This is a genomic window from Xanthomonas sp. 4461 (assembly GCF_024806475.1).
Lineage (GTDB): Bacteria > Pseudomonadota > Gammaproteobacteria > Xanthomonadales > Xanthomonadaceae > Xanthomonas > Xanthomonas arboricola_F.
Genome location: NZ_JANTYV010000002.1, coordinates 872,470 through 896,149, shown reverse-complemented (window position 1 = coordinate 896,149; position 23,680 = coordinate 872,470). Strand labels below are relative to the sequence as shown.

The 23,680-nt window shown below is 59.1% G+C and carries 21 protein-coding genes; 14 read left to right on the top strand and 7 right to left on the bottom strand.

From position 1 onward, the window contains the following. Positions 1-311: 311 nt before the first annotated feature. The 3 genes from FHY19_RS11575 to bdcA form a co-directional block, all read right to left on the bottom strand. Complete coding sequence (locus tag FHY19_RS11575) at positions 312-1,637, bottom strand: XVIPCD domain-containing protein (RefSeq protein ID WP_259166210.1); 1,326 nt, start codon at positions 1,635-1,637, stop codon at positions 312-314. Between the two features lie 25 nt (positions 1,638-1,662). Continuing rightward, entirely contained in the window at positions 1,663-2,526 is an 864-nt protein-coding gene (locus FHY19_RS11570) for a hypothetical protein (protein WP_259166209.1), read from the bottom strand. 254 nt (positions 2,527-2,780) lie between these two features. Continuing rightward, positions 2,781-3,494 (bottom strand): SDR family oxidoreductase, encoded by a 714-nt coding sequence (bdcA, locus tag FHY19_RS11565; protein WP_259166205.1) that lies wholly within the window; start codon positions 3,492-3,494, stop codon positions 2,781-2,783. 71 nt (positions 3,495-3,565) lie between these two features. On the opposite strand from bdcA, the gene FHY19_RS11560 reads away from it, so the two are divergent. The 4 genes from FHY19_RS11560 to FHY19_RS11540 all read left to right on the top strand — a co-directional run bounded on the left by FHY19_RS11560 (position 3,566) and on the right by FHY19_RS11540 (position 7,538). Continuing rightward, positions 3,566-4,156, top strand: coding sequence for a TetR/AcrR family transcriptional regulator (locus tag FHY19_RS11560; RefSeq protein WP_259166202.1), 591 nt, complete (start codon positions 3,566-3,568; stop codon positions 4,154-4,156). Positions 4,157-4,931: 775 nt separating this feature from the next. After that, entirely contained in the window at positions 4,932-5,567 is a 636-nt protein-coding gene (locus tag FHY19_RS11555) for a hypothetical protein (RefSeq protein WP_259166375.1), read from the top strand. Positions 5,568-5,590: 23 nt separating this feature from the next. Beyond that, entirely contained in the window at positions 5,591-7,006 is a 1,416-nt protein-coding gene (locus FHY19_RS11545; protein WP_326521120.1) for an XVIPCD domain-containing protein, read from the top strand. A gap of 1 nt (position 7,007) precedes the next feature. After that, on the top strand, positions 7,008-7,538 hold the full coding sequence (locus FHY19_RS11540; protein ID WP_259166199.1) for a MarR family transcriptional regulator: 531 nt from the start codon (positions 7,008-7,010) through the stop codon (positions 7,536-7,538). Positions 7,539-8,236: 698 nt separating this feature from the next. Here the strand turns inward: FHY19_RS11540 and FHY19_RS11535 are convergent. The 3 genes from FHY19_RS11535 to FHY19_RS11525 all read right to left on the bottom strand — a co-directional run bounded on the left by FHY19_RS11535 (position 8,237) and on the right by FHY19_RS11525 (position 11,535). Next, positions 8,237-9,139, bottom strand: coding sequence for a nucleotide-binding protein (locus FHY19_RS11535; RefSeq protein WP_259166197.1), 903 nt, complete (start codon positions 9,137-9,139; stop codon positions 8,237-8,239). Beyond that, positions 9,136-9,420: a hypothetical protein gene (locus FHY19_RS11530; RefSeq protein WP_119129183.1), complete on the bottom strand. Its 285-nt coding sequence runs from the start codon at positions 9,418-9,420 to the stop codon at positions 9,136-9,138. Before FHY19_RS11530 ends, FHY19_RS11535 begins: the two co-directional genes overlap by 4 nt. A gap of 228 nt (positions 9,421-9,648) precedes the next feature. Beyond that, a complete protein-coding gene (locus FHY19_RS11525; protein ID WP_259166195.1) occupies positions 9,649-11,535 on the bottom strand; it encodes a DUF2075 domain-containing protein in 1,887 nt (628 codons plus the stop codon). 231 nt (positions 11,536-11,766) lie between these two features. Between FHY19_RS11525 and FHY19_RS11520 the strand changes: the two genes are divergently transcribed. From FHY19_RS11520 to FHY19_RS11495, 6 genes are all read left to right on the top strand, one after another. Further along, positions 11,767-12,063, top strand: a complete 297-nt coding sequence (locus tag FHY19_RS11520; RefSeq protein WP_259166374.1) for a hypothetical protein — start codon at positions 11,767-11,769, stop codon at positions 12,061-12,063. Continuing rightward, positions 12,060-12,329, top strand: coding sequence for a hypothetical protein (locus tag FHY19_RS11515; RefSeq protein ID WP_259166194.1), 270 nt, complete (start codon positions 12,060-12,062; stop codon positions 12,327-12,329). Before FHY19_RS11520 ends, FHY19_RS11515 begins: the two co-directional genes overlap by 4 nt. Before the next feature lie 268 nt (positions 12,330-12,597). Then, positions 12,598-14,229 (top strand): CHASE2 domain-containing protein, encoded by a 1,632-nt coding sequence (locus FHY19_RS11510; RefSeq protein WP_259166193.1) that lies wholly within the window; start codon positions 12,598-12,600, stop codon positions 14,227-14,229. Continuing rightward, positions 14,222-14,608: a hypothetical protein gene (locus FHY19_RS11505; protein ID WP_259166192.1), complete on the top strand. Its 387-nt coding sequence runs from the start codon at positions 14,222-14,224 to the stop codon at positions 14,606-14,608. Before FHY19_RS11510 ends, FHY19_RS11505 begins: the two co-directional genes overlap by 8 nt. A 5-nt stretch (positions 14,609-14,613) precedes the next feature. Further along, on the top strand, positions 14,614-16,104 hold the full coding sequence (locus FHY19_RS11500) for a M48 family metalloprotease (RefSeq protein WP_259166190.1): 1,491 nt from the start codon (positions 14,614-14,616) through the stop codon (positions 16,102-16,104). A 54-nt stretch (positions 16,105-16,158) separates the two neighbouring features. After that, on the top strand, positions 16,159-17,364 hold the full coding sequence (locus tag FHY19_RS11495) for a hypothetical protein (protein WP_259166189.1): 1,206 nt from the start codon (positions 16,159-16,161) through the stop codon (positions 17,362-17,364). A 111-nt stretch (positions 17,365-17,475) separates the two neighbouring features. Here the strand turns inward: FHY19_RS11495 and FHY19_RS11490 are convergent, their stop codons facing one another. Beyond that, entirely contained in the window at positions 17,476-18,105 is a 630-nt protein-coding gene (locus FHY19_RS11490) for a TetR/AcrR family transcriptional regulator (protein ID WP_259166187.1), read from the bottom strand. A 172-nt stretch (positions 18,106-18,277) separates the two neighbouring features. Here FHY19_RS11490 and FHY19_RS11485 point away from each other — a divergent pair, with 172 nt between their 5' ends. From FHY19_RS11485 to FHY19_RS11470, 4 genes are all read left to right on the top strand, one after another. Then, on the top strand, positions 18,278-19,066 hold the full coding sequence (locus FHY19_RS11485) for a histidine phosphatase family protein (protein ID WP_259166186.1): 789 nt from the start codon (positions 18,278-18,280) through the stop codon (positions 19,064-19,066). Beyond that, positions 19,066-19,938 carry an NAD(P)H-hydrate dehydratase gene (locus tag FHY19_RS11480; RefSeq protein WP_259166185.1) on the top strand — a complete coding sequence of 291 codons (873 nt, stop codon included), beginning with the start codon at positions 19,066-19,068 and terminating at the stop codon, positions 19,936-19,938. Before FHY19_RS11485 ends, FHY19_RS11480 begins: the two co-directional genes overlap by 1 nt. A gap of 1,120 nt (positions 19,939-21,058) precedes the next feature. Continuing rightward, complete coding sequence (locus tag FHY19_RS11475; RefSeq protein WP_259166183.1) at positions 21,059-22,396, top strand: ABC transporter permease; 1,338 nt, start codon at positions 21,059-21,061, stop codon at positions 22,394-22,396. Positions 22,397-22,404: 8 nt separating this feature from the next. Next, complete coding sequence (locus tag FHY19_RS11470) at positions 22,405-23,634, top strand: FtsX-like permease family protein (protein WP_259166182.1); 1,230 nt, start codon at positions 22,405-22,407, stop codon at positions 23,632-23,634. Positions 23,635-23,680: the final 46 nt, after the last annotated feature.

The following is a 23,680-nucleotide window of genomic DNA, read 5'->3' as shown; positions in this document are numbered from 1 at the left end:
TGTGGCGACAGGCCCGAACTGGTGATCGGTTGCGGTACGCACGGCTATCTGGCGCTGTACTGCCATGTCGCGCAGATCGACACGGTGTTTGTGCTGGCCGTTCGCTCGCAACATGAGGCGGGCGTTGCGGGGCCGTGATGTTCGCAGTTCTCTGATCGCTGTAGCCCGGCGCCCCTGGTATTCGATGCACCGCCACCCGATCCGCGCAAGCCGGTGCCGGAGATCGTCGTGCGCCACGCCGACGCTGCCAACCGGGGCAGCCATGCACGTCATGGCCCATAGAACCGCCGCAATGCCTCACCGCCGGCCTTTTATCCCATGCGCATCGACGCACTCTCACGCTGCCGGTTGTCCATCTCCTGCTGCTGGCTCTGCGCCAACGCCTGCTGGCGATTTGTGCTGGCGACTTCCAGCTGCTGCAGCGACTGCTCCACCGGCGTCTGCACGGCCACATCGGTCGGCATATGGGCGCGCAGGTGCGCCGGGTTGTTCAACTCGCCCTGCACCACAATCACATTGCGGCCAGCCGGGCTGTCGGCCGTCTGTTCGCTCAGCAGCACGTGATCGGCCCGGTCCAGGTTGTTCTGGCGGGCGAGGGCCATCACGCTGGCGATGAGGCGCTCGCTGTTCTCGTCCGGTGTGCGCCCGGCTTGCGCATCGATCGCGCTTACACCCGAACGCACCTGCTGCAGCAATGCGTAGTCCCGATGATCAGGGCCGATCTCGGCCAGTTTGGTAGGCGGCTGCATCCGATCCGGCAGGCCGTCGGCCGACGCCGTGAACGGGCTGCGGGTGATGGAGCGGTACGGATCGTCTTCGTGGAACTGCGTGGTTTTCTGCTGCCGTTCCAGGCGGACGGCGCGGGCATCATCGAGTTCGGCGATACGGCCGGCATTGGTTTCTTCGCGCATGGACAGATGGCCGCCGCCTGCGCTGACGTTCACCCATTTCTGTTCTTTTTCGAAGTACATCGCATAGAAGCTGTTGCTGCCGATGACATTGGGGTCGACGGCGGAGCGGCCGTCCAGCATCTGGATCGTCTCGGTGGTGCCGAGCTTGGCCAGGTACTGGCTGCCGGCCGCCAGTCCCATCTGCGCAAAGGTCTCGTAGCCGGTGTTGCTGATGCGAGTGGCGCCGATGTACTCGTTGTCGAGCATGTTGGTCCAGATCTGTTCCAACTTCTGGGGGCCGCTTTTTTCCAGGGCTGCTTGCAGGAGGACGCGTGGGGTCCAGCAGTTGGGGTCGAGCTCATGGTCCAGGAAGGCTTGGTCGTGTGCTCGCATGACGTCCTTGCCGGGAAGGTTCAGTGCCATATCCGGACGCTCTTTGTCGAACCAAGCTTGTCGAAGCTCAAAATCCTTCTTGAGCAGCGTTTGCCCGAACTCTTCCCACTGGCGTTCGCTCAATTCAGCATTGGCAAAGCGCGAGCCGGTATCGTGCTGTGTCCTGGCATAGTCTTGCGCGTAATTGTTAGCCACTTGCCCTGGCAAGCTGTCGTTGCGCACTACGCCTAATGCCAGCGTCCCATAGCCGTCTGCTCCATCAAGCTGCGAGAGATAGTTCCAGTACAGCTCGCGATTGCCTTTATTTGCATAGTTGGAAAGAATTTCCAGATCCTGCTCACTCAGTCCGCTCACCGGCTACTCCCTGTAAATACCCTAATCACTGAATTTTAGTGCGGGTTAATACGTTCCTCACCGCATCTTCCATGCGCTTCCAGTCCTTCAGGAATGCACGCTTGTAGTTGAGACTGATGGAAAGTTTGTTTTCGATGTCAGAGAAGTAGTGGACGCAACTTGCAGCAACAGCACCTTTTTCATGGACCACTTCAGATCCCTCAAGCCGAACGCCATCTGCTCGAAATTTTTTGCTGTCGCACTTGATGAACGTGGTCAAATTGCCGCTGGAGTCGCGCGCGACGTACCAGTCGTCTTCAAACGCAGGGTTGCGCGTCGGAGGCTCGCCGTGGTGGGCTTCATACGCTTTTACATATGCCGCCATCTTCTCCTCATCAATGGCATAGGGCGTTAATCCGAATGCTTCAGGCTGTGCTATGCGGAGATCGAGCCGGGCGACAGGATTGCCCCGCTCAACTGAGTCTGCCTCTGTACGCCTATCGTTTGACGAGAAACGCTCAAGCAATACCTCAATGGGAACACGGTCGACATAGTCGATCGACACGGAAATTTCTTTCCGGAAATCATTCGTACGCGGGTTGGCCCGTGCCCCAGGCGGGGTGGGGGTCATGTCTGGCCATTCGATGACCAGCGTGATGCCTTCGCCCGGCCATGGCGCGATCTGGCTGTCCAGGTAGTTGGCGGGGATGCGGAAGGTGTTCGGCCCCAGCTTTACGTCAACCGGAGCATCCGAATAGGTGTGCCCGTTGATGGTGCGGCCGGTGGTGACGTTGTCTGGCATGGAGGAAGTCCTTTTCTGTTCGGGTGATGGCGTCCGTGCACAGGCATTGCCGGTCACAGCAACGGCGAGTGCAAGGGCCAGGCACCGGCCGGATGACATCATGTGCATTGGTCAATCCATTGCAGGGTTCGCCGCAACTATAGGCAACTTGGGTTCGGCGCGACAGCAAGGACCAGGCCTGCGATGACCCGTGCCATGCGCCGCATGGCATGGGAATGCGATCACGCGCTGCCGGCAGGAGATGCCGGTGAATCAAGATGCTGGCGGTGCAACGTCAGCTCGCCATGTGTGTTGACGGAGGGCGTTTGCCGCCATCGGTCGCACGTGTCGAGCTGCAGTGCAATCAACGCAGCGTTGCCGCGTCATGCCCCAAACGCACCATCGATCGTGTGCATCGCGCCAGTCACAAAGCCCGCTTCCGGGCCTGCCAGCCAGGCCACCATGCCGGCCACTTCGTCGGCACGGCCGTGGCGTTTGATCGCCATGAAGCTGTGCATCAGGTCTTTCATCGGCCCGTTTTCCGGGTTGGCGTCGGTATCGATCGGGCCTGGTTGCACCACGTTGATGGTGATGCCACGCGGCCCGAAGTCGCGGGCCAGCCCGCGCGCCAGCCCTTGCAGCGCGGATTTGCTCAGCGCGTAGGACGCCATGCCGGGCAGCGGCATGCGGTCGCCGTTGACCGAGCCGATCACGACGATCCGCCCGCCGGGCGGCATCTGCCGCGCGGCCTCCACGGCGGCGTGGTAGGGCGCGTGCACGTTGATGCGGAACAGCCGGTCCACCGCGTCTGGATCCTGGTCCAGGGCATCGCCGAACAGCGCGATGCCGGAGTTGACCACCAGCACATCCAGCGGCCCGCTGCGGCGCACCGTGGCGATCACCGCATCGCGGTCGGCGCTGTCGGCCAGCACCGCGGTGCTGCCGGTGTCGCTGGCCAGGCGCTGCGCCGCCTCGGCAGAGCCGGCATAGGTAAACGTCACCCGTGCGCCCTCGGCCACGAAGCGCCGCACGATGGCGGCTCCAATCCCCCGGCTGCCACCAAGCACCAATACCGACTTGTCTTTGAACGCTGACATGCACTCACCTCGCAATTAATGTAGCGAGTAATACATAATAGTTTTCGTCTGCCGTCAAGGATTTTGTAACAATGACTACAGAAACCTTCCGTGCCCGCGGCCGGCCGCGGGCGTTCGACCCGGATCAAGCGGTCGCCACCGCGCAGCAACTGTTCCATGCGCGCGGCTACGACGCACTGAGCGTGGCCGACCTCACCCAGGCACTGGGCATCAACCCGCCCAGTTTCTACGCCGCCTTCGGCAGCAAGGCCGGCCTGTATGCGCGCATCCTCGACCGCTACGCGCAGACCGGGGCCATCCCGCTGCCGCAACTTCTGGACGCCAACCGCCCGCTGGCCGACGCCCTGGCCGACGTACTAGAGCAGGCCGCGCGCTGTTACGCCGCAGACCCCGCCGCCACCGGCTGCCTGGTGCTGGAAGGCACGCGCAGCAACGACGCGCAGGCGCGCGAGGCCGCCTGCGGTTTTCATGTCGCCGCCCAGGAGTTGATCCGCTCCCACATCGCCAAACACTGCCCGCACGATGCAGACCGGCTGGCGGATTTCGTCAGCACCACCATGGCCGGGCTGTCCGCCAGCGCCCGGCACGGGCAGAGTCTGGAGCGTCTGCTGGCGAGTGCGCGGTTGGCGGGGGAGGGGATTCGGGTGGCGCTACGCGGCTAGGCAGGGCGCGCGCGGGCAGAAGAGGGCTGTCGGTGGTGTGAGCGCAGCTGCTCGCTAATCGAGGTGCGCCTGCCGCTACCCAGTGCGGTCAATCGGCAGGTAACACAGGATGGTAGTGATCGGCCGTCGCTCAGGCGGAGCCGTTGTGCAACTGGTGCGGCGAAGAAGGAAGGGGCAGGGCAGCGCCTATGAGCCATCCATGTTCCAGGCTGGCTTTAATACAGGCTCACTTCGACCCCCTTGGTCAATGCTAGCGATCACATGGAGCCGCACGCAGCGTGTTGGTTGAACTTTTCAAACCATCCAAATTACTGCTCACCTCGGACGCTCGTGCTGAATCCCTACCAGATGGCGTCGTTGCGGAATGCAGTGTTCATTTCGGTCCCATGATGGGAGCGCCGCTAAACCATTTTCGTCTTTGATCAGTCGCTTGACTGAGCCTCTTCATGTGGCCACAGTCCGGGGCGTTCGCCCTCTGCGTTCAAGGATGCCCGTGAAGAAGCTGACGCATTGCATCGTGGCGACCGTGCTGGTGCCCATCATGACGCTTGGGTGTGCACGGCTTTCGATGGAACAGGCTGCCGCAACACCCCCAAGTGGTGCACACGAAGCAGCGTCTTTTCCTCAGGCGCCTGCTGCCACGCCTTCATCTTGGGTGTCCTTCAAACTGGAACGGCAGATGGGCGCCGTCTGTGTGGACCGTACGCAATCACAGGGCTCCTCGCCTGCGCCGTTGCTAAGGGACGGGTTTTGCACAGGCCCGGCACCTGCGCATATGGCGGCTGCATTGCTTGCCCTGCCTGCAAGTGCGGTTGACGCCTCGCCGCAAGCGCGTGAAGCCGGCTTGCGCGATGCGGTGTACGTGGCTGCACCCGGCTTGGGGCGGCGCGCTGACTTCACCGTGGTTGCCGGTGATCTAACGATCCGTTCGTTCGAAAGTGCTGATCCCGAGAAAACGGTGTACTTGGTCTGGTCGGTGAAATGCAGTGCGGACGAGGCGGGTCTTGCGTGCCAGTCAGGCAAAGGGCGAAAGGCTTATCGCGTCACCAAGGACGGCACCGCACGCGATGTCAGTGCAGCGGTGTTTCCGCCAACGCCTAGCCTGACCGCAGAAGATGTTGCCCGGCAAAACGATCACGGCGGCTCCGAGCTTTTTCTGTTCGACGACAAGTTGCCCGTGGCGCCGACAATGCGATGGCTGATGGAATTTGATCCCGACCAGCCGCTGGCCACCGATGACCCCAAGCGCGTCGGGTCTTACGCCCATTTTGGGTTTCTTAGGTGGACAGGCGAGCGCTTCGAGCTGGTAGAACGGGTCGCTAGAGCGCAATGGCCGTGCCGCCAGCAGCGCACAGGCGAACCGGCATGTGCGGATTATCCAGAGGGTGAGGACCGTTTCATCAGCGAGTGACCACGTCTGCAAGGAGCATCGAAATGGCGAGATCCAACGATTTAGACATCCGTGCAACTGCTGACCAGATTTCTGCGTTGTTCAACGCCAATCGTTCCGCTGAGGCGCTGGCAATGCTCAATGAGCGCAGGCAGGACCAGTCAGAGGTCGTGCGCGACGCATTGGATCGCTATGTCGGCGCAGCGTCCGCCGGTGCAATCGCTAATCAACAACAAGGGCCAGTCGCCGCTGCGGATGCCAATGTGCTGCAGCGCTTGCAACAAGCAGCGACGAACCAACCGGCAATTCCACCACAGGCGCAAATGGCTGCCTTGAGCGACGCACAGCGCTATGACGTCTACGCCAGCATCGTAGAGGTGAGAGGTAACGACGCCGCACACGATGCTCTCTCTCGGCCCAATGAACGCGTTGTACTAGGTCTACGCCAGGAGAACTCAACGCTCGCGGCCATGCAGGATCGCGCGCATGCCGGAAGCCTGCGCAGCGACGATCCGGCAACCCCTGCAATCAACGACGCCCAGGGCGGCACGGGTGTTTATAACGATCGCCTGGTTGTGCTGTGGAAAGATGCCGATGGCACGCGCCACACGCAGGTAGCTCAGCAAGCCAACACCGAACCGACTGCGCAATACGATCATCATGCCGGCAACACGGGGCGGCGCCCGCGCGCGGAAGGCGGCATAGAGAACAGGACATTTGCTCCGTCGCCAGGCTTTGAAAGCATCACAAGGCCAAGGAAGATCGAAGGCGAGGACGTCAATGCCGATGGCATCAGGGATCTCGGTCGCCTGAGCGAAGGCACCATCGAGATGCGGATGGGGCAGCACCCAAATCCCAGCCGGCCAGGCACCCAAGACAACGCATTACGCCCAAGTCAGGCAGCAGTCGATGCAGGGCGTGGCGGGGTACAGCGGGATAGCAATGCGGATGGGTGGTTTGATCACGCCGATCTCAACGGCGTGCAGGATCTCAACGACACCTTCAAGATTCATCGCGGTTCTAGCGGTAGTACCGATTCGGCAGGCTGCCAGACGATTCATCCAGCGGAATACGATGGCTTCATCGCTGCAGTTCAAGGCAACCCGGCGCAGACGCGCTGGCAATACGTGCTGACCAGCACGACCCCTGGCCCAGTGCGAGAACAGCAGCTAGATCAAGGACATCAACAGGAAGGTGCGCGGCCGGGCCACCAGCAGGGTGGCAATCAGCCGGCTCACCTTCAGCGGCAGGAAGGTGAACCGGCAGAACAGGTGCACGGCAGGCAGCGACAGGCAGACCTGGAACCCACGCAGCAGGCGCCTCATCCCTTGCACGCACAGGCGACGGCTTTGGTCGGCCAGTTGGACACCGGCATGGGAAGAAGCAGCGATGCACATAGCGAACGGATGAGCGCAAGCCTGGCGCATCTGGCGAAGGAGCACGGGCTGGAGCGGATCTGACGTGGAACTCAAGCCGCAGGATCTAGTGGTGCTGTACAAGCAGGTCGCTCAACCGGGCCAGGCCTGGACCTATGCCTCCCTTGGAGAGGCGCTGGGCATGAGCGCCTCTCAGGTGCATCGCAGCGTCAAGCGCGCGGTGGCATCCGGCTTGGCGCTGGAAAAAAGCCGCGGCGAGTGGGAGACGGTGCGCACGGCGCTGCACGAGTTTGCGGTTCACGGCGTGCGTTACGCCTTTCCTGCGATCATTGGGCCGCTAAGGCGTGGCATTCCTACGGCCTTTGGCATGCCCCCACTGTCCATTGCCATTGCCAGCTCCCCAGGGGATGCACCGGTGTGGCCAAGCGCGCAGGGCACGGCCAAAGGCCCCGGCTTGTCGCCGTTGTCGGCAGGTGCGCCCAACGCTGCGCTGGCAGACCCTGCCTTGCACCAACTGCTGGCGCTGCAGGACGCCCTGCGCAGCGGGCGTGCCCGAGAACGCACGCTGGCGGCGCGCTATATCAAGCAGTTGCTGGGGCTTGGCGATGCGGTCTGATGATCCCAACTACCGCATCTGCTGGTGATTGCGGATGCACTGGGCGAACTTCGCGACCACGTAGTCTTCCTCGGCGGGGCAGTCGTTGGCCTGATCAAAACGCCTGGCAGAGAAGGCGTGCGCCGGGCACCGTAACCTGAGTTGGCTATGCCCACGCGAACTCAGATAACGGGACATCTTCAATCGATGGGGCGCCAGCCTCCGCAGCGTACGAGATTGAATGCCAATGCTTCATCCGCGTGAAAGAGTCCGTTGTCGCAGAAAAAATATTCTCGCGAACAGCTTTAACCTCTAGGCAAAAATATCATCATTCGTAGTCGTATCTACTGGTCGTAACCGGAGAATTATACCCGTAGCCCAAGATTTTTCGGCAGGAGCATTTCGTGTGTTTCCTCTCGCATTAGGAATGTCTGATTGAAGTGATAGCAGCCTGCCTGTAACAGACGAGATACGAGAAGACGGCCCAGATCGCACGCTCAATATGGCTCGCGCCGCCGCGCTAGCGAGAGAAATAGTCAAAGCTTAAAGTGCGACGGCCGCTCTTAGTACTTCAGTCTGTGCAGACCGTGCCTGCCACACTCGGGGGTAAGCTTGCTGGTTGCGATAGATAGAAGCGAGATTCCGAAATCAATTAATGTTGGTAGCTCACGCAGATGCAGAGGCTAGATGATCCACCTCTAGTTGGGCTTGAAGGCGGATCATCCCATTACCCGGTTCCAGTCAATCGCATAGCCGGCGGCCTTGAGTTCTTTAGCAAGTTCGGTCTTCCAGCCACTGTTATCGTCCATTGCCGTCCAGACCACTCCCGCGAAATCGCTAGGAATCTCCACGTTTCCTTTCTTCAATGCACAAACGTTCTCGCGTCCCAGTCTGGCTATAAAATAGCCTAGCTCCAGCAACACGTTCTGGCGGGCACGGTATTCCCATCTCTCGGTACCGGCGGAACGTCCTTCATCATCTGGCGTGAGCAGGACAACCGCGAAGCCGACATCCGAGTGCGCCACAATCTTCTCGATGATAGTGCGCCCCTGATTGGCCTGTTCGTGCAGAATCACCACGTCGATTCCAATTTTCTCAAGAAATCGGGCGGCCGATTCACGTGCGGCAACATCACGCCCATGCACGATGAAAACTTTGTTCGATTTTGGCAGCGTTATAAGGTTGATAACCATACTGTCACTTGCCTTCACGTAGGCTTTGAAATCCCTGGCGAACGGGACAATCAATTGCCCTGTCATTGTCTGAATGCCGCTGATGATCTTCTTGCCGGAGTAATAGAACTCATGCGAAAGATCGATTGCTCTTCGCGGGTCCTCCGCCAAGTACTTGACCAACAATAACTGCATGCCAATTTGTCTTTCAGGATCTTCCGGCCAATTCAACACGTTGCTGCCAACGAAGCTGCCCCCAGATTTTCGGCCATCTTCGATGAACTGGTCAAGATTAAGGTCAGCGGTCAATTCTTCATTGAATTGAGCAAGATCGGGGTGATTCAGGAGCTGTCCCAACTTCCGCAGTGGGCGCTCGTAGGTTTGCAGTGTTGCTCCCTGGAGGTCGAGCACCGTCGAATTTATCTGATCAAACAAGTCGAGCGCGGTCATTGCTCACCTCTCTCAAGACGTGCCGCAGCAGCGCGTTCGATTATCGCTTCGCGAAATTGTTCCTTCATCCCGTCAACTAGCTGCACGACAAGTGGGTTGTCAGCCCAAGTGGCGATCTTCGCATCTAGGGTGGTATTGGTTTGATGTATTGCAGACTCAATGCTGGCGGGGTCGTTGGGATCGAATTTTACCGTTTCAATTTCGCCATCAAGCTCCTCTATGGCTAGTTGCGCTTGTGTGAGCTGTTTTGTCAGTTTGTCTAGGCCGTCAATCTTGAACATCTTCGATCCCCTTGGTTATTAAGTAATACAATGTTAGTTTTTTCATGTCGGTGCATGGTTCCACTTAGACGACTATCCTTCGAAATGCAGAAATCCTTCTACCTTAGCGACTTAAGTCGCTGGGAAAGACTAGAGCGCCAGATGTAAATCGGGCGTAGCGAGTAGGCCGGAAAGCCTAGAAGAGGACCTCCTATAGGTTCGAAAGATATCTGCTTTGGAATGAAGCTGTCACCCAATGATCGATCTCTTCAGCTCTGAGTCGGCTACATAGACATAGCACCCCTTCATGCCTCGGCTCATCAGAGTTTTGTACGTGTTCCGGATGATGCGATCCACGCGGTTATGAATCTCCGGATTATTCTTGGATTGTGACTTGTATCCACGTATCGAGCGGTCTTGCTTTGAACGCTTACTCGGGTCGGTAACCAAGCGGTCGCCGCGCCAAGCCAAGTCGGTGCCAATGATCACACCTACATAGTCCAGCTCCAATCCTTGGCAGGTATGGATACAACCGACTTGCTCGACGGAGTTCTCTGCGATTGCCCACAAGCTGCCATCGCTCCCCAGATTCCATTGCGCCCGATAGCCATGCTCGGGAATTTCAATGTCCCAAGCGTTCGCATCGCCTTTGCTTTTCCAATCCCAGCAGTAGCCGGCGACTACCCGTGACTTGTTGTTGAGCTTGTTTTTCTCTCGGATCAGGTTATGCAGTTCCACCGGAGAATCGACGATGCGGAAATCAAAGGCGTTACGGTCGAAATCGGCATTGGCGGTTTGACGGATATCGAGGAAGTTGTCCAGCCAAGCGATGTAGCCATCCGAACCGGCGCAGCGGAATTGTGAGGCCAGCTCAAGTTCAGTCACCTCGGCATTGAGATCTGAGGCCCAACGGCGCAATTCGCCGGTGTAGCCGATGTCTGACAAGGTGACGACCTGGTCGTCGTCGACGAAGAAGATAGTGCAGTGGGCGCTACGGATGAGCTCCATCACTTGGTTCTGGCCTAAATTGCCGTACAGGCCACTCTTCTCGTTGAGGCGGTGCGCCTCGTCCACCACCAACGCACCAAACACATTTTGTTCGGTCTGATGAAAGTTTCCTGAGCCCGAGAAAAGGTTGCCGATTTCAATCTTGCGTATATGCCCGGCCAGCTTTTGCGCGTAAACCGCGCGTGGAGCGGCGTTCTTAGATACGTATTTGGTGGTGACGCCACGCTTGGTCAGCTCAACCATCAGGTTTACTGCCACTACTGATTTCCCGGTGCCGGGGCCCCCCTTGATGATCAGGACCTGTTTGCGTTCAGCGCTGGCCTGTGCAGTAAGCGCCAGACAGGTCTCATAGGCCAACTTCTGCTCGTCAATCAGCACAAATTCCTGATTGCCCTTGATCATGCCTACAACGTTGTCGGCAAGCATCTTGGAGGGACGGATACGGCCTTGCTCGATCTTGTAGAGCAGTTGGCCGTTGTCGCCTTGTCGCACATGCTGGCGAATGAACTCCCGCAGCTTGCGCTTCTCCTCAACGCCACGCAGAAACAGCGGTGCTTTGTCGGTGTACGCCGCATAGCGGGGATCGTCGATGGTGCCATCGCGAAAATGGTTGTGCAGGTAGGCACAGGGCTGTAGCTGCACGCCTCCTTCGTGCACCGCTTCGTTGAAGCCTTGTAGCAGTGCGGCATAAGACCAGGCTTGGTAGGATGGATGCAGTCCTTCGCTCTCGTTCGCCCCACCGCGCTGCGCTTTGACGATGCCGTCCTTATCGGTGACGGATGACGTCGACCATTGCTTGAGTTCTACGATGATCGCGCGCGGTTCATTAGTCTCGCCCAGCCCACTCATAATGAAGTCGATGCGCTTGGCGGTTTGTGCGATGCCGAATTCGATTCCGATGCCCATGTCATCCGGCAGGTTGTCATCACTTAGAACATCAGCCATGTGCGTAAGGGAGTGCCGCCAGGCTCGGAACTCGCTCTCGGGCGCATATCTCCCTGTCTTGACGGTGTAAGCGTTTGAAATTACTTGTTCGATGGGCTGTTGTTGCGAAAGCAGAAGAAACGCGGCTTTGGTCGACTGGTAAACAATCACGCTTGGCCTTCCCGCCTGTTTGGTTTGAAACAAGCGGACATTGTGCACCTACCGATATGCCATCTGGCAAGTGATAGAGGCCAACTTACAAGGCTGGATCGGTAATCAAGCTCGGCCATAGCTGGCATGGGTCTCTAGTTTTCGCTATTGCACTTGACCTATTCCAGTTGCGATAGCAATCTTTACCTCACGGAGCCTCGGAACTCCTCGTACAGCGGCTTGCCACCTCCGAAAATGGTGGTTTTTCTTGATGCGAGAGATCCTATGACCGAGGCTCATCGTCAACCCAACGCCGAAGCTGGCTACTTTTTGCCAGAAAAGGCGCAATACCGCCTGCAGCAACTACGCGACCACATGCGGTTTTTGGCGCGCCTTGCGCAGCCGCGTACGCAGGCCGAAGAGCAGTTGCGGCAGCCAGCCATCCGCTTGGACGAACTGGCGTGCTGCCTGGAGCTGCTGGCCGAGCAGGTAACGCAGGCACTGGCGCAGGTGCAGTGGCCCGCGCGCCTGGAGCTCGACGACTCTGACAACGCGCGTGCTGACGACGGGGAGGCCGCATGAGCCGGCCAGTGATGGCACCGGCCCGTGCGCGCAGGCGGGCAGGGGATGACAAGCCGCGTGATGCGTTTGCCTTCGGCATCACGATGGAGCAGGTGGATGCACTTGATCAGTTATTGCTGACCATCGCCGCCCATGGCGATGTGATCGCTGCAGGCAACGCCGATCGGCTGGACCGCAGCACATTGCCTGTGTTGGGCAGCGCAATCTTCGATGCGGCCGGCGCCATGCGCGGCATCCTGAATCAGTTGGCGCTTCAGCGGCTTTGATTATGTTCGGTGTGGTTGGGCGTTGTTGTTGCCGCACAGAGCTTTTGTTTTTATCGGCTAGCCACTTGTCCAGCTTGCTCCGTTGGGGGTGACCTGCACGACGAGAGGGGAGCAGGTCACACGTGTCCCTTCGGGATGACGCGAAATATGCCACTGACGCTTATACGCTTGGCAAGCTGTTGCCGTTGCTACGTGGGCTGGTCGCAAAGCTCATCACACTCTGGACGTTGGGTGCTCAAGCAATTCGGATCGCTGCCGCTAGCGACCCATGAGCCGGCCGTCTGTTGCGTCGGCCGAGTGGCAGGAGCTAGGTTTGCGCGCACGGGACATCTCTACGGAACATCATTGCGCTTCCGCCCCTGGTGACCTTCAACAGCAGGGCGATGGGCTGGTCGGTATCAGCGACACGATCGGGCGTCGTACCTGGCTGCGCCGACCGGCGGCGTGTGTGCTGCGCTGGATCGATGTGAGCTTGCGGATTTTTGTGGCGGTGTTCCTGCTCACGCTTGTGATCGGTGCCATCGACCCGTTTGGCCTGAAGCGTGCCGGGGAAGTGCAGTCGCAACGTATTGCCGCGCGTATGTTTGCGCCGTTCTATGGACGGACGTCGCCGTCAACAACTATCGCGCAGGACCATATCGCGGTGGTCCTTATCGATGACCACACCTTGCAGTCGCGGGACTCCGCATGGCCGCCACGCTATAGCTATTACGATGAGGTACTGCGCCGCGTGCTGACCCAGCAGCCACGTGCGGTTTATGTCGACATCCTGATGGAGCAGCGACGCGACTACGACGACAGCTACGATGATGCGCGAGCCGGGATCGCTGCCGAGATGGGATGCGGGAAGGTGCCGGTCTTCTTCGGGGTGTCGGCGCCAGGGAGACGTTCCATCTTTTCTGGCGTTGGCCCTGCTGCTTCGGGCTGCGGGGCTGCGGCATCGGTAGCAAGCGGCAGCGCTGCGATTGCGGCGCAAGACGTGGTCACAAGCTGGAAGGGGCTGGGGAACGACTATCCAATGTTGCTCGCTGCACAGAACGTGCGCGACGAAGGCTGGGCGCCGCCGCTGTCGACCGGCCCGGGGTTCGGCGCGGATTATCGTTCGGTGGCGTTGGCGCTGTATCAGGTGGCCTGCCGTACGCGGTCGGCTGCAGGCTGCAGCGAGGATGCGCGTGCGCTTACCTCCGACACGCTTGGCGCACCACTTTCTGTGCAGTGGGGATCGACGCTGCCGCGCGTGCCTGCGCCGCCGCGAGGGCTGAGCTGCGTACGCAGTGCATATGTCGGCTGGTGGACGCGTCTGGCTGGGGCTGCGGGACTGACACGGGATGGCTTTTTCAGCGGTATCGACGAGCATGTCGAAGACCAGCGGCGTCAGCGCTGCGCGTACGCGCTAACAGTGTTCGAAGAGCAACTGGACGACCCTGCGGTGGCGGCCATGCTGAAGGATCGCGTAGTGCTGGTCGGCACCCGCCTGAGTGGCCTTAGTGACCAGGTGATGTCGCCTGTGCATCAGCAGATTCCCGGCGTGTACCTGCATGCCATGGCGCTGGACAATCTGATGACTTGGGGGAGCCGGCGGATCTATCGCGACGGCTGGCGCGACCGCGTCGTCGAGCTGCTCAGCATGTTGTTGCTTGCCTTCGGTGCTGGTGCCGCCTTGATGCTCACGCGGCGACCTTCCTTGCGCAGGGTACGCAGCGTTGCTGTGGCGGTTGTTTGCGCTGGCACTAGCCTGCTGATCATCGTTCTATCGCAGATGGTTTTGCGGCAACCGCCCAACCATTGGATCTCCGCACTGGTACTCGCCTTTGTTGTGACTGGCGCGGTCGGCTGGCGGGATCTATACAACCAACCTCCTGCCCGACCTGCCGAGACACCGGAGAATTCCAATGCATGATGCAGTGAAGCGATTTCAGCTGATGCCTCTGCTTGCTGCCCTGCTGATGCAGCCGGTATTTGCGCAAGACAAGCAACAGCCCCACGTTGTCGAGGTCTATGGGCAGGTTGTCACTTATGCAGAAAGCGAAGGCAGATTCCGCCGCGTGGGGCCGCTGCCTGCGGGCGTGGACCTGCGCCTGGCCAAGGTCAGCCAGGTTTCTCCCAAGGGCTACGTGCTGGTCGAAACGGCGGCCGGGCCTGTCTGGCTGGACAAGTTGAAGGTCAAGATCGCCGGCGATCTCAAACTCTCCAGCAACGTACGCTGCACCAGCACGGTCAGCGAAGCCAGTGATGCAGTCACTGCGGGCGTGCGCGGTGTGGGGGAGGGATGCAGGTGACACCGATGCGCCGGGTTCTGGTTTTGACGTTGGCACTGTTTGCGACAGCGCATGCCTGCGCCGAAGACAAATTGATCAAGCAAAAACATCTTGATGCGGTGGGACGTGGCTTGCAGATTTTTACCGGCGCCAATCAGTCGCTACGTCAAGGGCAGGCCATGACGGCACTGCAAAGGCAGCGCTGGACCTACGGCACCGTGCAGCACGCGCAGCTCGACGCTGACCTCGATCAGGTGTTGCAGGAGATCCGCGCTGTTGCTGGAGCGTCGGCGCCAGCGGCGAGGATTCATGTCACACCGGCACCATTGCTCGATGCCTACGCGACCGACGACGGGTCGATCTTCATCGCCGCCGGCATGCTGTCGAATCTTCCCAGCCGTGACGCGCTCGCCGCGCTTGTGGCGCATGAGTACGCGCATGTGCTGATGCGGCATGCCGGAACCAGCCTGCTTGAAAAGCTGAGCCAGATCGGCGGTGGACTGACATCGCTGTATCTGGATCAGGCCTATGTGGATGCACAGCGAAGAGGAAGCGGCGATACCGGTTATGTGCGTGAGGCGCTGATGCGCGAGGCCGCGATGAAATCGATTCAGGCCGGTATTGTGCCCAGGCGCATGCGACTGCAGGAAGAAGAGGCCGACCGCAAAGGCATCGATCTGATGATCGGTGCCGGGTACAACCCGATCGGAATGATGGATCTGCTGGCGCTGATGGACCTGTGGGAACAGCAAAATAAAGCTGTAGACGCAGATGCGATCGCCGAAGCTGGCTTGTCCGGTACGGTGGAGCGGTACCTCAAAGCGAGCGATCAGGCGCAATCGGCCGCGCGCAAGGTGGACGACAGCAAACTGGTCAATAACCTGATTACTTCGCTGGTCAAGGGAGTGAACCGTTCCGTAGCCCAGGCCGGTCGCGGGCACCGCAAGGCGGGAAAACGCGCTGAGCTAGCACGCGAGCACATCGAGACACACTATGGCGATGCCGAGCGCCCGGAGATGCGTGACCTCCCATGGCAGCAGCAACCGCGCGTGGCGGAATTGTTTGCCGACCTTGAGCAAATTCAAACGCTGATGGATGGCGAGAAGGCCCAACAACGGCGACTTCGTCTCTCCGATCAATCTACAGTTTTCTCGCTTCTTGGAAGGCCGGCAGGGCAGACACCACTCGGTCGTTATCTGAAGCTGCGCATTGAGGAGAAATCCACGAATGACAGGGAGCGGATTTTGGAGCGGGAGCAGGAACTCGCGCGAGACGACTCCTTGTTCATTGCCCATCAGTTCGTGCTGGAAGACGTTGACGGATACAGTGAGCGCGAACGAGCGCTGCAGCTGCTTGCGATCAGCAGAAAAAGTCTTGGCGATCCGCCAGAGTTGCTGCCATACGACATTCGCTTCCAACGGCGCATGGGCAAGGATGACCTGGCAAAACTCGCCCTGGCGCGCTGTGCGGGAACCGGCGATCCACGGTTGCGGCGTGCTTGCGAGCAGGCCAGGTGAGCCATTGCCGTAAGGCAATGCTGTCGACGCCAGGAGCGATGCCAAGGAGCGATGATGCAGCAAGGTGAGCAGGTAGCAGCACAGAACGAACCGGCAAATGCGCGGCGAGTGCCTCATTCGCAACCAAGCGCGCCGGTGTGGCGCATGTTGCGGCAGACCTTTGGGGTCGATCTGAAATGGTGGGTTCCCTGCTGGGGCGGTGGGATGGTGCTGACCCACTTCCTACGCATCGGCTATGTGCCTTCCTTGTCGCTTGGCGATTTAGGCGTTGTCCTAAGCGCGGTAGCGTTGTTCGGTGGGATCGCGTTGATGGGGTTTCTGGCGTTGTTGGTCATGCCCGCTTGGGTGATCGGGTTGCTGGTGGATCAGCATCTACTGCCTGTGCCATTGCGTCCCAAGCAGGGCGATGCAGCGCGAAAAGGTTTGCAGTCCTATTACCGGCGTACCCAACGGGAGCTAGGTAGGCGAAGGGAGCGGATCTTCGGTAGGTTCTGGCTGTTTGCTGCCGCCGGCTCGCTTGCCGCTGCCTATTACGCAGGAATGCTGCTAAGCGCACACGCTGGGTACGGGCGGTCGGCGAGCTATGGCATCGTGGCCGGCTTTTGTCTCGGTGCGTTTGGTCTGGCGATTCTGACGGTGATCTGGGAGATTGACAGGGTGCGCCGATGGTGGCCGGTATTGCGCAAGCGCCGTGGAACGTTGACCTTGATGTCGCTGATGTACTTGGCGTTCTGGCCATTGGCGGGATTTGCCGTTGACTACTTTGCTCCTCCTCGGCGAGCAATGGACTGGCTCTATTTATTCCTCGCCGCGTGCATGTTGGTCATGGTGCACTGGGCGGTTTACGCCACACATCGGGTTGAGCTGTCCAAGCGGCTCCGGGTCGTCGGTCCCGCCATGTTGGCGGTCTTGCTCTACAGCGGTGGGCTGTTGGGGACGGTCGATGTCAGCGTTCGCAAACTCGGCATCGGCATGTTGCCTGGAGTGCAGCTGCAATTGACCGAGCAAGGCTGCCAGATCGTCAGGGCGAGTTGGGGTGACGCACGCTGCGAGCGAGCGCAGCCAGAATCGTCAGTTTTTGTGCTGCCGGCAGTTGATGTGCTAACCCGATTGGGCTCTGACTTCTACGTGGCGCCGCCCGGCGGGCTTGCCGATGAACACAAGCCACGCTTCCTGATTCCTGCAAGTCAGGTGCTGAGTTGGAGCAGGATCGAGGCAGTCAAGAAGACGGATACCGCCGCAGTGGCGCCTGCCAAATGAGCGACGGCGCGTGCGTGCCGAACGTTGACGGCGTCTGAGCGATTGTGGCGTGCCGCTGCGCTCGATTACCGAGTGCCGTACGCAATCATCCGTACAGCGCTGTAGCAATCGCTACACCGGCGCAGACTTCAAAATCCCCGACAAACTCTCTCGCAGGATCAGCTGCAGATGCATGCGGTTGAGTTCCATGCCGCTGGTCATCACGCTGTGCAGGCCGCCGCACATGGCGGCGACGGCGAAGACGCGGGCCTGGAATTCCTGTTCGCTGCTGGCCGGGTCGGCGTGGCCGCGGAGCAGGCGCTTGAGCAGGGCGCTGAGGTGTTCGATCAGCGATGCGCTCTGCCGGCGCATGAAGGCGGCCAGCACCGGGTCGCGCAGGGTGGCCAGGTGCAGTTCCAGGTCGATGCGGGTGCGCTTGATGTTGATTTCCTGCAGCAGCCATTCCTCGAGCAGGCCGGCGATGAAATCCACCACGTGCACGTTGGCCGGGTGTTCCACCAGCCACATCTGGCGGATGGCGCGCATGTAGTTGCGCTCCAGCAAGGCGCGCACCAGCGCGTCCTTGTCTTCGAAACGTTGCAGCAGGCTGCCGCAGCTGACCTTGGCGCGCTCGGCGATCAGCTCGAAGCTGGTGGCGCCCAGGCCGATGACGTCGATGCACTGCTCGGTGGCATCCAGCACCTCTTCCAGCAGCAGTTCTTCGCGCTCTTTTGCCGTGCGCAGCAACAGGACGTTGGACATGGGGCGGTAGATCAGCGGGGGGCTGCAGTATAGCGGCGCGGCGTTAGTCGTCCGTTGCGTTCGCTTGCTGATAGGCCATCAGTCATGGATGCGCGTGCGTATTGAAACGGCGGTCACAGATGTGGCGGTCAACCATGTTTTCACGGCGGCTGTGCGACATGTGAGGCACGTTATGCAGGAGAAGCGTGTGAGTGAGAACAGTGCGGTAGCCGGTGTCTCGGCGCAGTGGCCGGCGCGGTTGTGGGTGGTGCGGCATGGGCAGAGCGCAGGCAATGTGGCGCGCGATGTGGCGGAAGCCAATGGTGCGGCGCTGATCGACCTGGAGCATCGCGATGCGGATATTCCGCTCTCGCCACTGGGCGAGCGCCAGGCCGAAGCGCTGGGGGCATGGATGGCCGGTCTGCCCGAGCACGAGCGCCCGACCTTGATCCTGAGTTCCACCTATGTGCGTGCGCGCCAGACCGCCGCCGCGGTGGCGCGTGCGCTGGGGCAGCCGGCCGAGTCGGTCAGCGTGGACGAGCGTTTGCGCGAGAAGGAGTTCGGCGTGCTCGACCGTTACACCACGTCCGGTATTCGAGATGCGTTTCCGGCGCTCTTCGAGCAGCGCAACCTGGTAGGCAAGTTTTACTTCCGCCCGCCCGGTGGCGAGAGCTGGTGCGATGTGATCTTCCGGCTGCGCGCCATCGTGGGCGATCTGCAACGCAACCATGTGGGCGCGCGGGTACTGATCGTGGGGCATCAGGTGATCGTCAATTGCTTCCGCTACCTGATCGAGCGGATGGACGAGGCCACCATCCTGGGTATCGACCGCGAAGGCGATGTGCCCAACTGCGGGGTCACCGGGTATGCGGTGGCGGCCGACGGGCAATCGCTGGAGTTGCTGCACACCAATTTTGTGCCGCCGGAGCTGGCTGATGAGCCGGTGACCACCGAGTCCGATCGCCCGGCCGGCGCGCGCTGATGGCCGCCCCGCGCGTGCGCCTGCTTACCGCCGCGGCCTTGCGGTCGATGCCGTTGCCGGCACCTGGCGGCGACAAGGAGCAGCGCGGGCGCGTGTTGATCGTGGGTGGCTCGATGCGCGTGCCGGGTGCGGTGCTGTTGGCCGGCGAGGCGGCGCTGCGCACCGGTGCGGGCAAGTTGCAGATCGCCACCGCCGCCAGCGTGGCGCCGGGCATGGCGTTGGCTGTGCCCGAAGCCCTGGTGTTGGGATTGGCGCAGAACGCGCACGGCGAGATCGTGCGCGGGCACCGCGCGCTGGACGGGGCGATGGCGGCCTGCGATGCGGCAGTGATCGGGCCGGGCATGGCGTCGTCGGCCACCACCACGGCGATGGTCAGGCGCGCTGCCGAGCAGGCGGTGTGCCCCTTGGTGCTGGATGCCGGTGCGTTGTCGCGCGGTTTGCGGGCGCCGATCGGGCGGCCATTCGTATTGACGCCGCATGCGGGCGAGATGGCGACCCTGGCCGGCGACGACAAGGCGGCGGTGGAAGCGGCGCCGGGCGAGTACGCGCTGAAGTTTGCGCAGAAGCTGCGTAGCGTGGTGATCGTCAAGGGTGCGGACAGTTTTATTGCCGGGCCGGATGGTGTGCTGTGGATGCATCGCGGGGGCGCATCCGGGTTGGGCACCTCCGGGTCTGGCGATGTCCTGGCGGGATTGATTGCCGGGTTTGTCGCGCGCGGCTGCGATGCGTTGACGGCTGCGTTATGGGGCGTGTTGGTGCATGCGGCGGCGGGCAGGCAGTTGGCCAAGCGGATGGGGACGGTGGGGTTTCTGGCGCGGGAGCTTGGGCTGGAAGTGCCTGGGATTTTGGATCGGTTGGCACGTTATGGATGACTCCACTGGCGCAGGTCTAAGTTCGCGTACACGGCCTAATGCCTGCGGCGTGTCATGTGCTTCGCCTTCATCAGGCTAATGCATCTATCAGGCGAGAATTTTTGCTTAACCATCCTTTCCATTGAAAAAGCGGTCTATCAATCGGGCGAAGCGTTGGCTGCACGCTATTTGCTTTGAGGCTAAAGATCAGTGATCTGCGCTCATCCTTGCTTGTTGGTGGGCGCAAAGGTTAGTGGTGGGCCGTCGCTCTTTGTGCGCTCACGCTAGATTCAACTGGAAGCGGTCCGTGTGCCAGATGCAATGGCTACAAGCATCAGCAAAAGAGCGAGCTATGTATGCTGGAGATATGCTGCGGCATCACACTGCAGCATCTGTTCGCGTCCAGATCGCGCTGGCCAACGAGCAGCGACGCGCGCTAAAAGGTGCGGCAAACGGCCAAAGTCACACTTTTGGATCAGGACCGCAGCGGCTAAGAACTGGCGCAGGCAGAACCTCAAGATAAGTATATCTAGCTATGCTTCCAAGGTAATCTGTCTATGCCCCAAGCCAAGGTCCCTGGCGTGAGGTGGAAGTATGACTTGTGCCACAAAAACATGTGATCTGCTCTATAAGCAGTGCGTCACTCAAAAATTTCATGATTCGGTACCATTCTTTGCTTGAAGTCTTGAGAGAAGTAAGTTACAAGGAAGTTGTGGCTTATGGAGTGCTACAAGGAGGCAAGGATGAATGATGCTATCGATGCAATGTGTGACCACCATTGCATGCAATACAGCACTTACTCGGCGTATAAGCATCCAATATGGGGTGATCTATAAAGGTTGCCTGCAATCAACCCACTGCGTAAAAGTTCCCTGCGTGTCTTGGGGCCGGACTAGCATGGGATGGCTTTACGTTCTATGGGGCGTGTGATCTCGTGAGTTAAACAGTGCGGGGTTTACGTTGTCGGGGGAGGAGCTTGGGCAAAGATCATGGATCCTTCCACTAAGAAAACTATAGGTATCACTTGTGCGTCCATTTTAATTAAAAGTGACTAATATGATGCTTTCTTACATGTGGTTGATCATGAGTTACATTAACCAATATTTTTCTAAGGGATATCTCTAACGGTAAGGATGATCGAATGATTTTCTTAGCCCGTCGCCCCTTGCTGCTTTCATATCATTTGCAGTACGGCCTATTGAGCCTGCGTCGCAATGCTCTGATTACTATTTTGATGATTTTGGCTATTGGTATCGGCATTGGTGCAGTCATGACGACATTGACCGTATTTCTGGTGGTTTCTAAAGATCCGATGCCTGATAGTAGTGGCCGTATATTCCATCCGCGAATGGATGCGCAAGATATGGCAGGATTCAGCCCCAACGGCGAACCGCATGACCTCATGACGCGCCAAGATGCTGAGCAGCTGCTGCGCGAAAAGCAAGGCGTCCGACAAGCATTGATGGCGGCTGGCTCTGTGATTGTGGAGCCGCCCGACAATGCTCAAATGCCTTTCCGCCAGCGCATACGTTATACATCAGCTGACTTTTTCCCCATGTTTCAGGTTCCATTGGCTCAAGGCCAAGTGTGGACGGCGGCGGATGATCAATCTCTTGCACGTGTTGTAGTGTTAGGCGAAGTTCTGGCAAACAGCCTGTTTCCGGGTGCCAATAGTATCGGAAAGATCTTGAGGTTAAATGGTGTTGATTTCCGTATCGTGGGAGTCATTGGGCCATGGGAGGTACATCCAAAATTTTACGACCTCAGTCGGGAAGGTGGTTTTAGCGACTCAGAGCAGATCTTCATTCCTTTCTCTACGTCGCGTGAGTTGCGGATGGGGACAGCTGGTAGCATTACATGTTGGGGTGGTGCTGACACTCAGGAAGGGCGTCTCGGTGTCAACTCTCCTTGTGCATGGGTGCAGTACTGGGTGGAGCTTGCTTCTGCCGCCGATGCTGACGCCTATATCGCATACTTGGAGAACTATTCCGCGCTGCAGCGACGAAATGGCCGTTTTCAGCGACCCGTGAATGTGCGATTAGACAATATCACCAGTTGGCTGAAGTACAAGAGAGTGGTGCCTAGCGATGTACGCCTGCAAACTTGGCTTGCAGCCGGGTTTCTTTTTATCTGCTTGCTTAACACCACTGGGCTTCTGCTGGCTAAATTCTTGCGCCGAGCTCCCGAGATTGGGCTCCGTCGTGCACTTGGCGCGCCGCGAAGTGCGGTGTTTCTGCAATGTCTGGTGGAGGCCGGCATTGTTGGTATTGCAGGTGGGTTAGCGGGCCTGCTGTTTGCATGGATTGGTTTATGGGCAGTACGCCAGCAATCAGCGGGTCATGCTCATTTGGCAATGATGAATGCCTCTACCTTGGTCTGGGCAGTTACCCTTTCTATCCTTGCCACTCTTATCGCCGGCTCATTTCCTGCTTGGCGTGCATGCCGAATTGCACCTGCTAGTCAGCTCAAGAATCTTTGAGGTTTCGAATGTATATTCACCCGATCTTGTCCGCCCTTCGTCACCATAAGATTATCGCAGCCCTAATCATTCTTGAGATCGCCTTTGCCTATGCGGTTATTTGCAATGCAGGGTTTCTGATCGTCGAGCGGGTGGTGCGAATCCAGCGCCCGACAGGCATCGCTGAAGAAGCATTACTGAGGCTTCAGCTCAGTCCGGCTAGTCAAAAAGATGAAGATTCCCTTGCACAGACGCGTACCGATCTCCTGGCACTGCGTGCGATTCCAGGCGTACTTTCCGCGACCGTTGTCAACCAAATTCCGTATGGCGATTCGTCAACAAACAGCGCCGTAAGCATGCGTGAGGATCAAGCGACGCCCACTTTGGACGCCGCTATCTATCTGGCCGGGTCAGGGGTCATCCAGACATTGGGTCTAAACCTAGTCGCAGGTCGAGACTTCACTGGTGACGACTACGTTGACTGGAAGTCCACCGATATTCCAGGTGAAGTCGTTATTCCAACGGCTATCGTGACTCGTGCGACGGCGGAGCGGCTATTCCCTGGCGAAGATGCCATAGGAAAGTCATTTTATAGCTGGGGAGGGCAGCCGACCCGGATTGTCGGCATCGTTGAGCGCTTGACTCGTCCAAGTGAGGTGGATGATCCAATCACCATGGATTATTCAGTTATATTTCCAGTTAACCTTCCCTACACTTCAGGGGCCAACTACGTGCTCCGTACTACTCCGCAGGATAGTGAGGCTACTCTGAAGAGGGCACTGCAGGCACTTAGGCTGGCTGGGCCGCCACGCGTATATGGCCTGAACAACGGCACTATAGAGTCATTGCGCGATCGGTACTATCGTACCGATAAATCAATGGCTGGTCTTTTAGTACTTGTCTGCACCGGATTGTTGATCATCACGTTGGCTGGGATTCTCGGCCTCTCAAGCTTCTGGGTCCAGCAACGAACTCGTACTATTGGTATACGCCGCGCCTTAGGAGCGACACGGAAACAGATATTGCATTATTTTCAAGTGGAAAACTTGCTTTTGACGACGGTCGGGTCGTTTCTTGGCATAGCCATGGCTATTGGAATGAATCTGCTTTTGATGGGCTATTACGAACTTTCTCGTCTGCCTATCGAGTACTCACTGCTTGGAATTATTTTGCTGATACCGCTGGGTCAACTCGCAGTCCTCCCTCCTGCAATGCGGGCAATAACAGTTTCGCCTGCTATTGCTACGCGCAGCGCCTGACTGTTTTTTTTCAGCGCGGTTGGCTTTTAGAGCTAGTGAAGCAGAG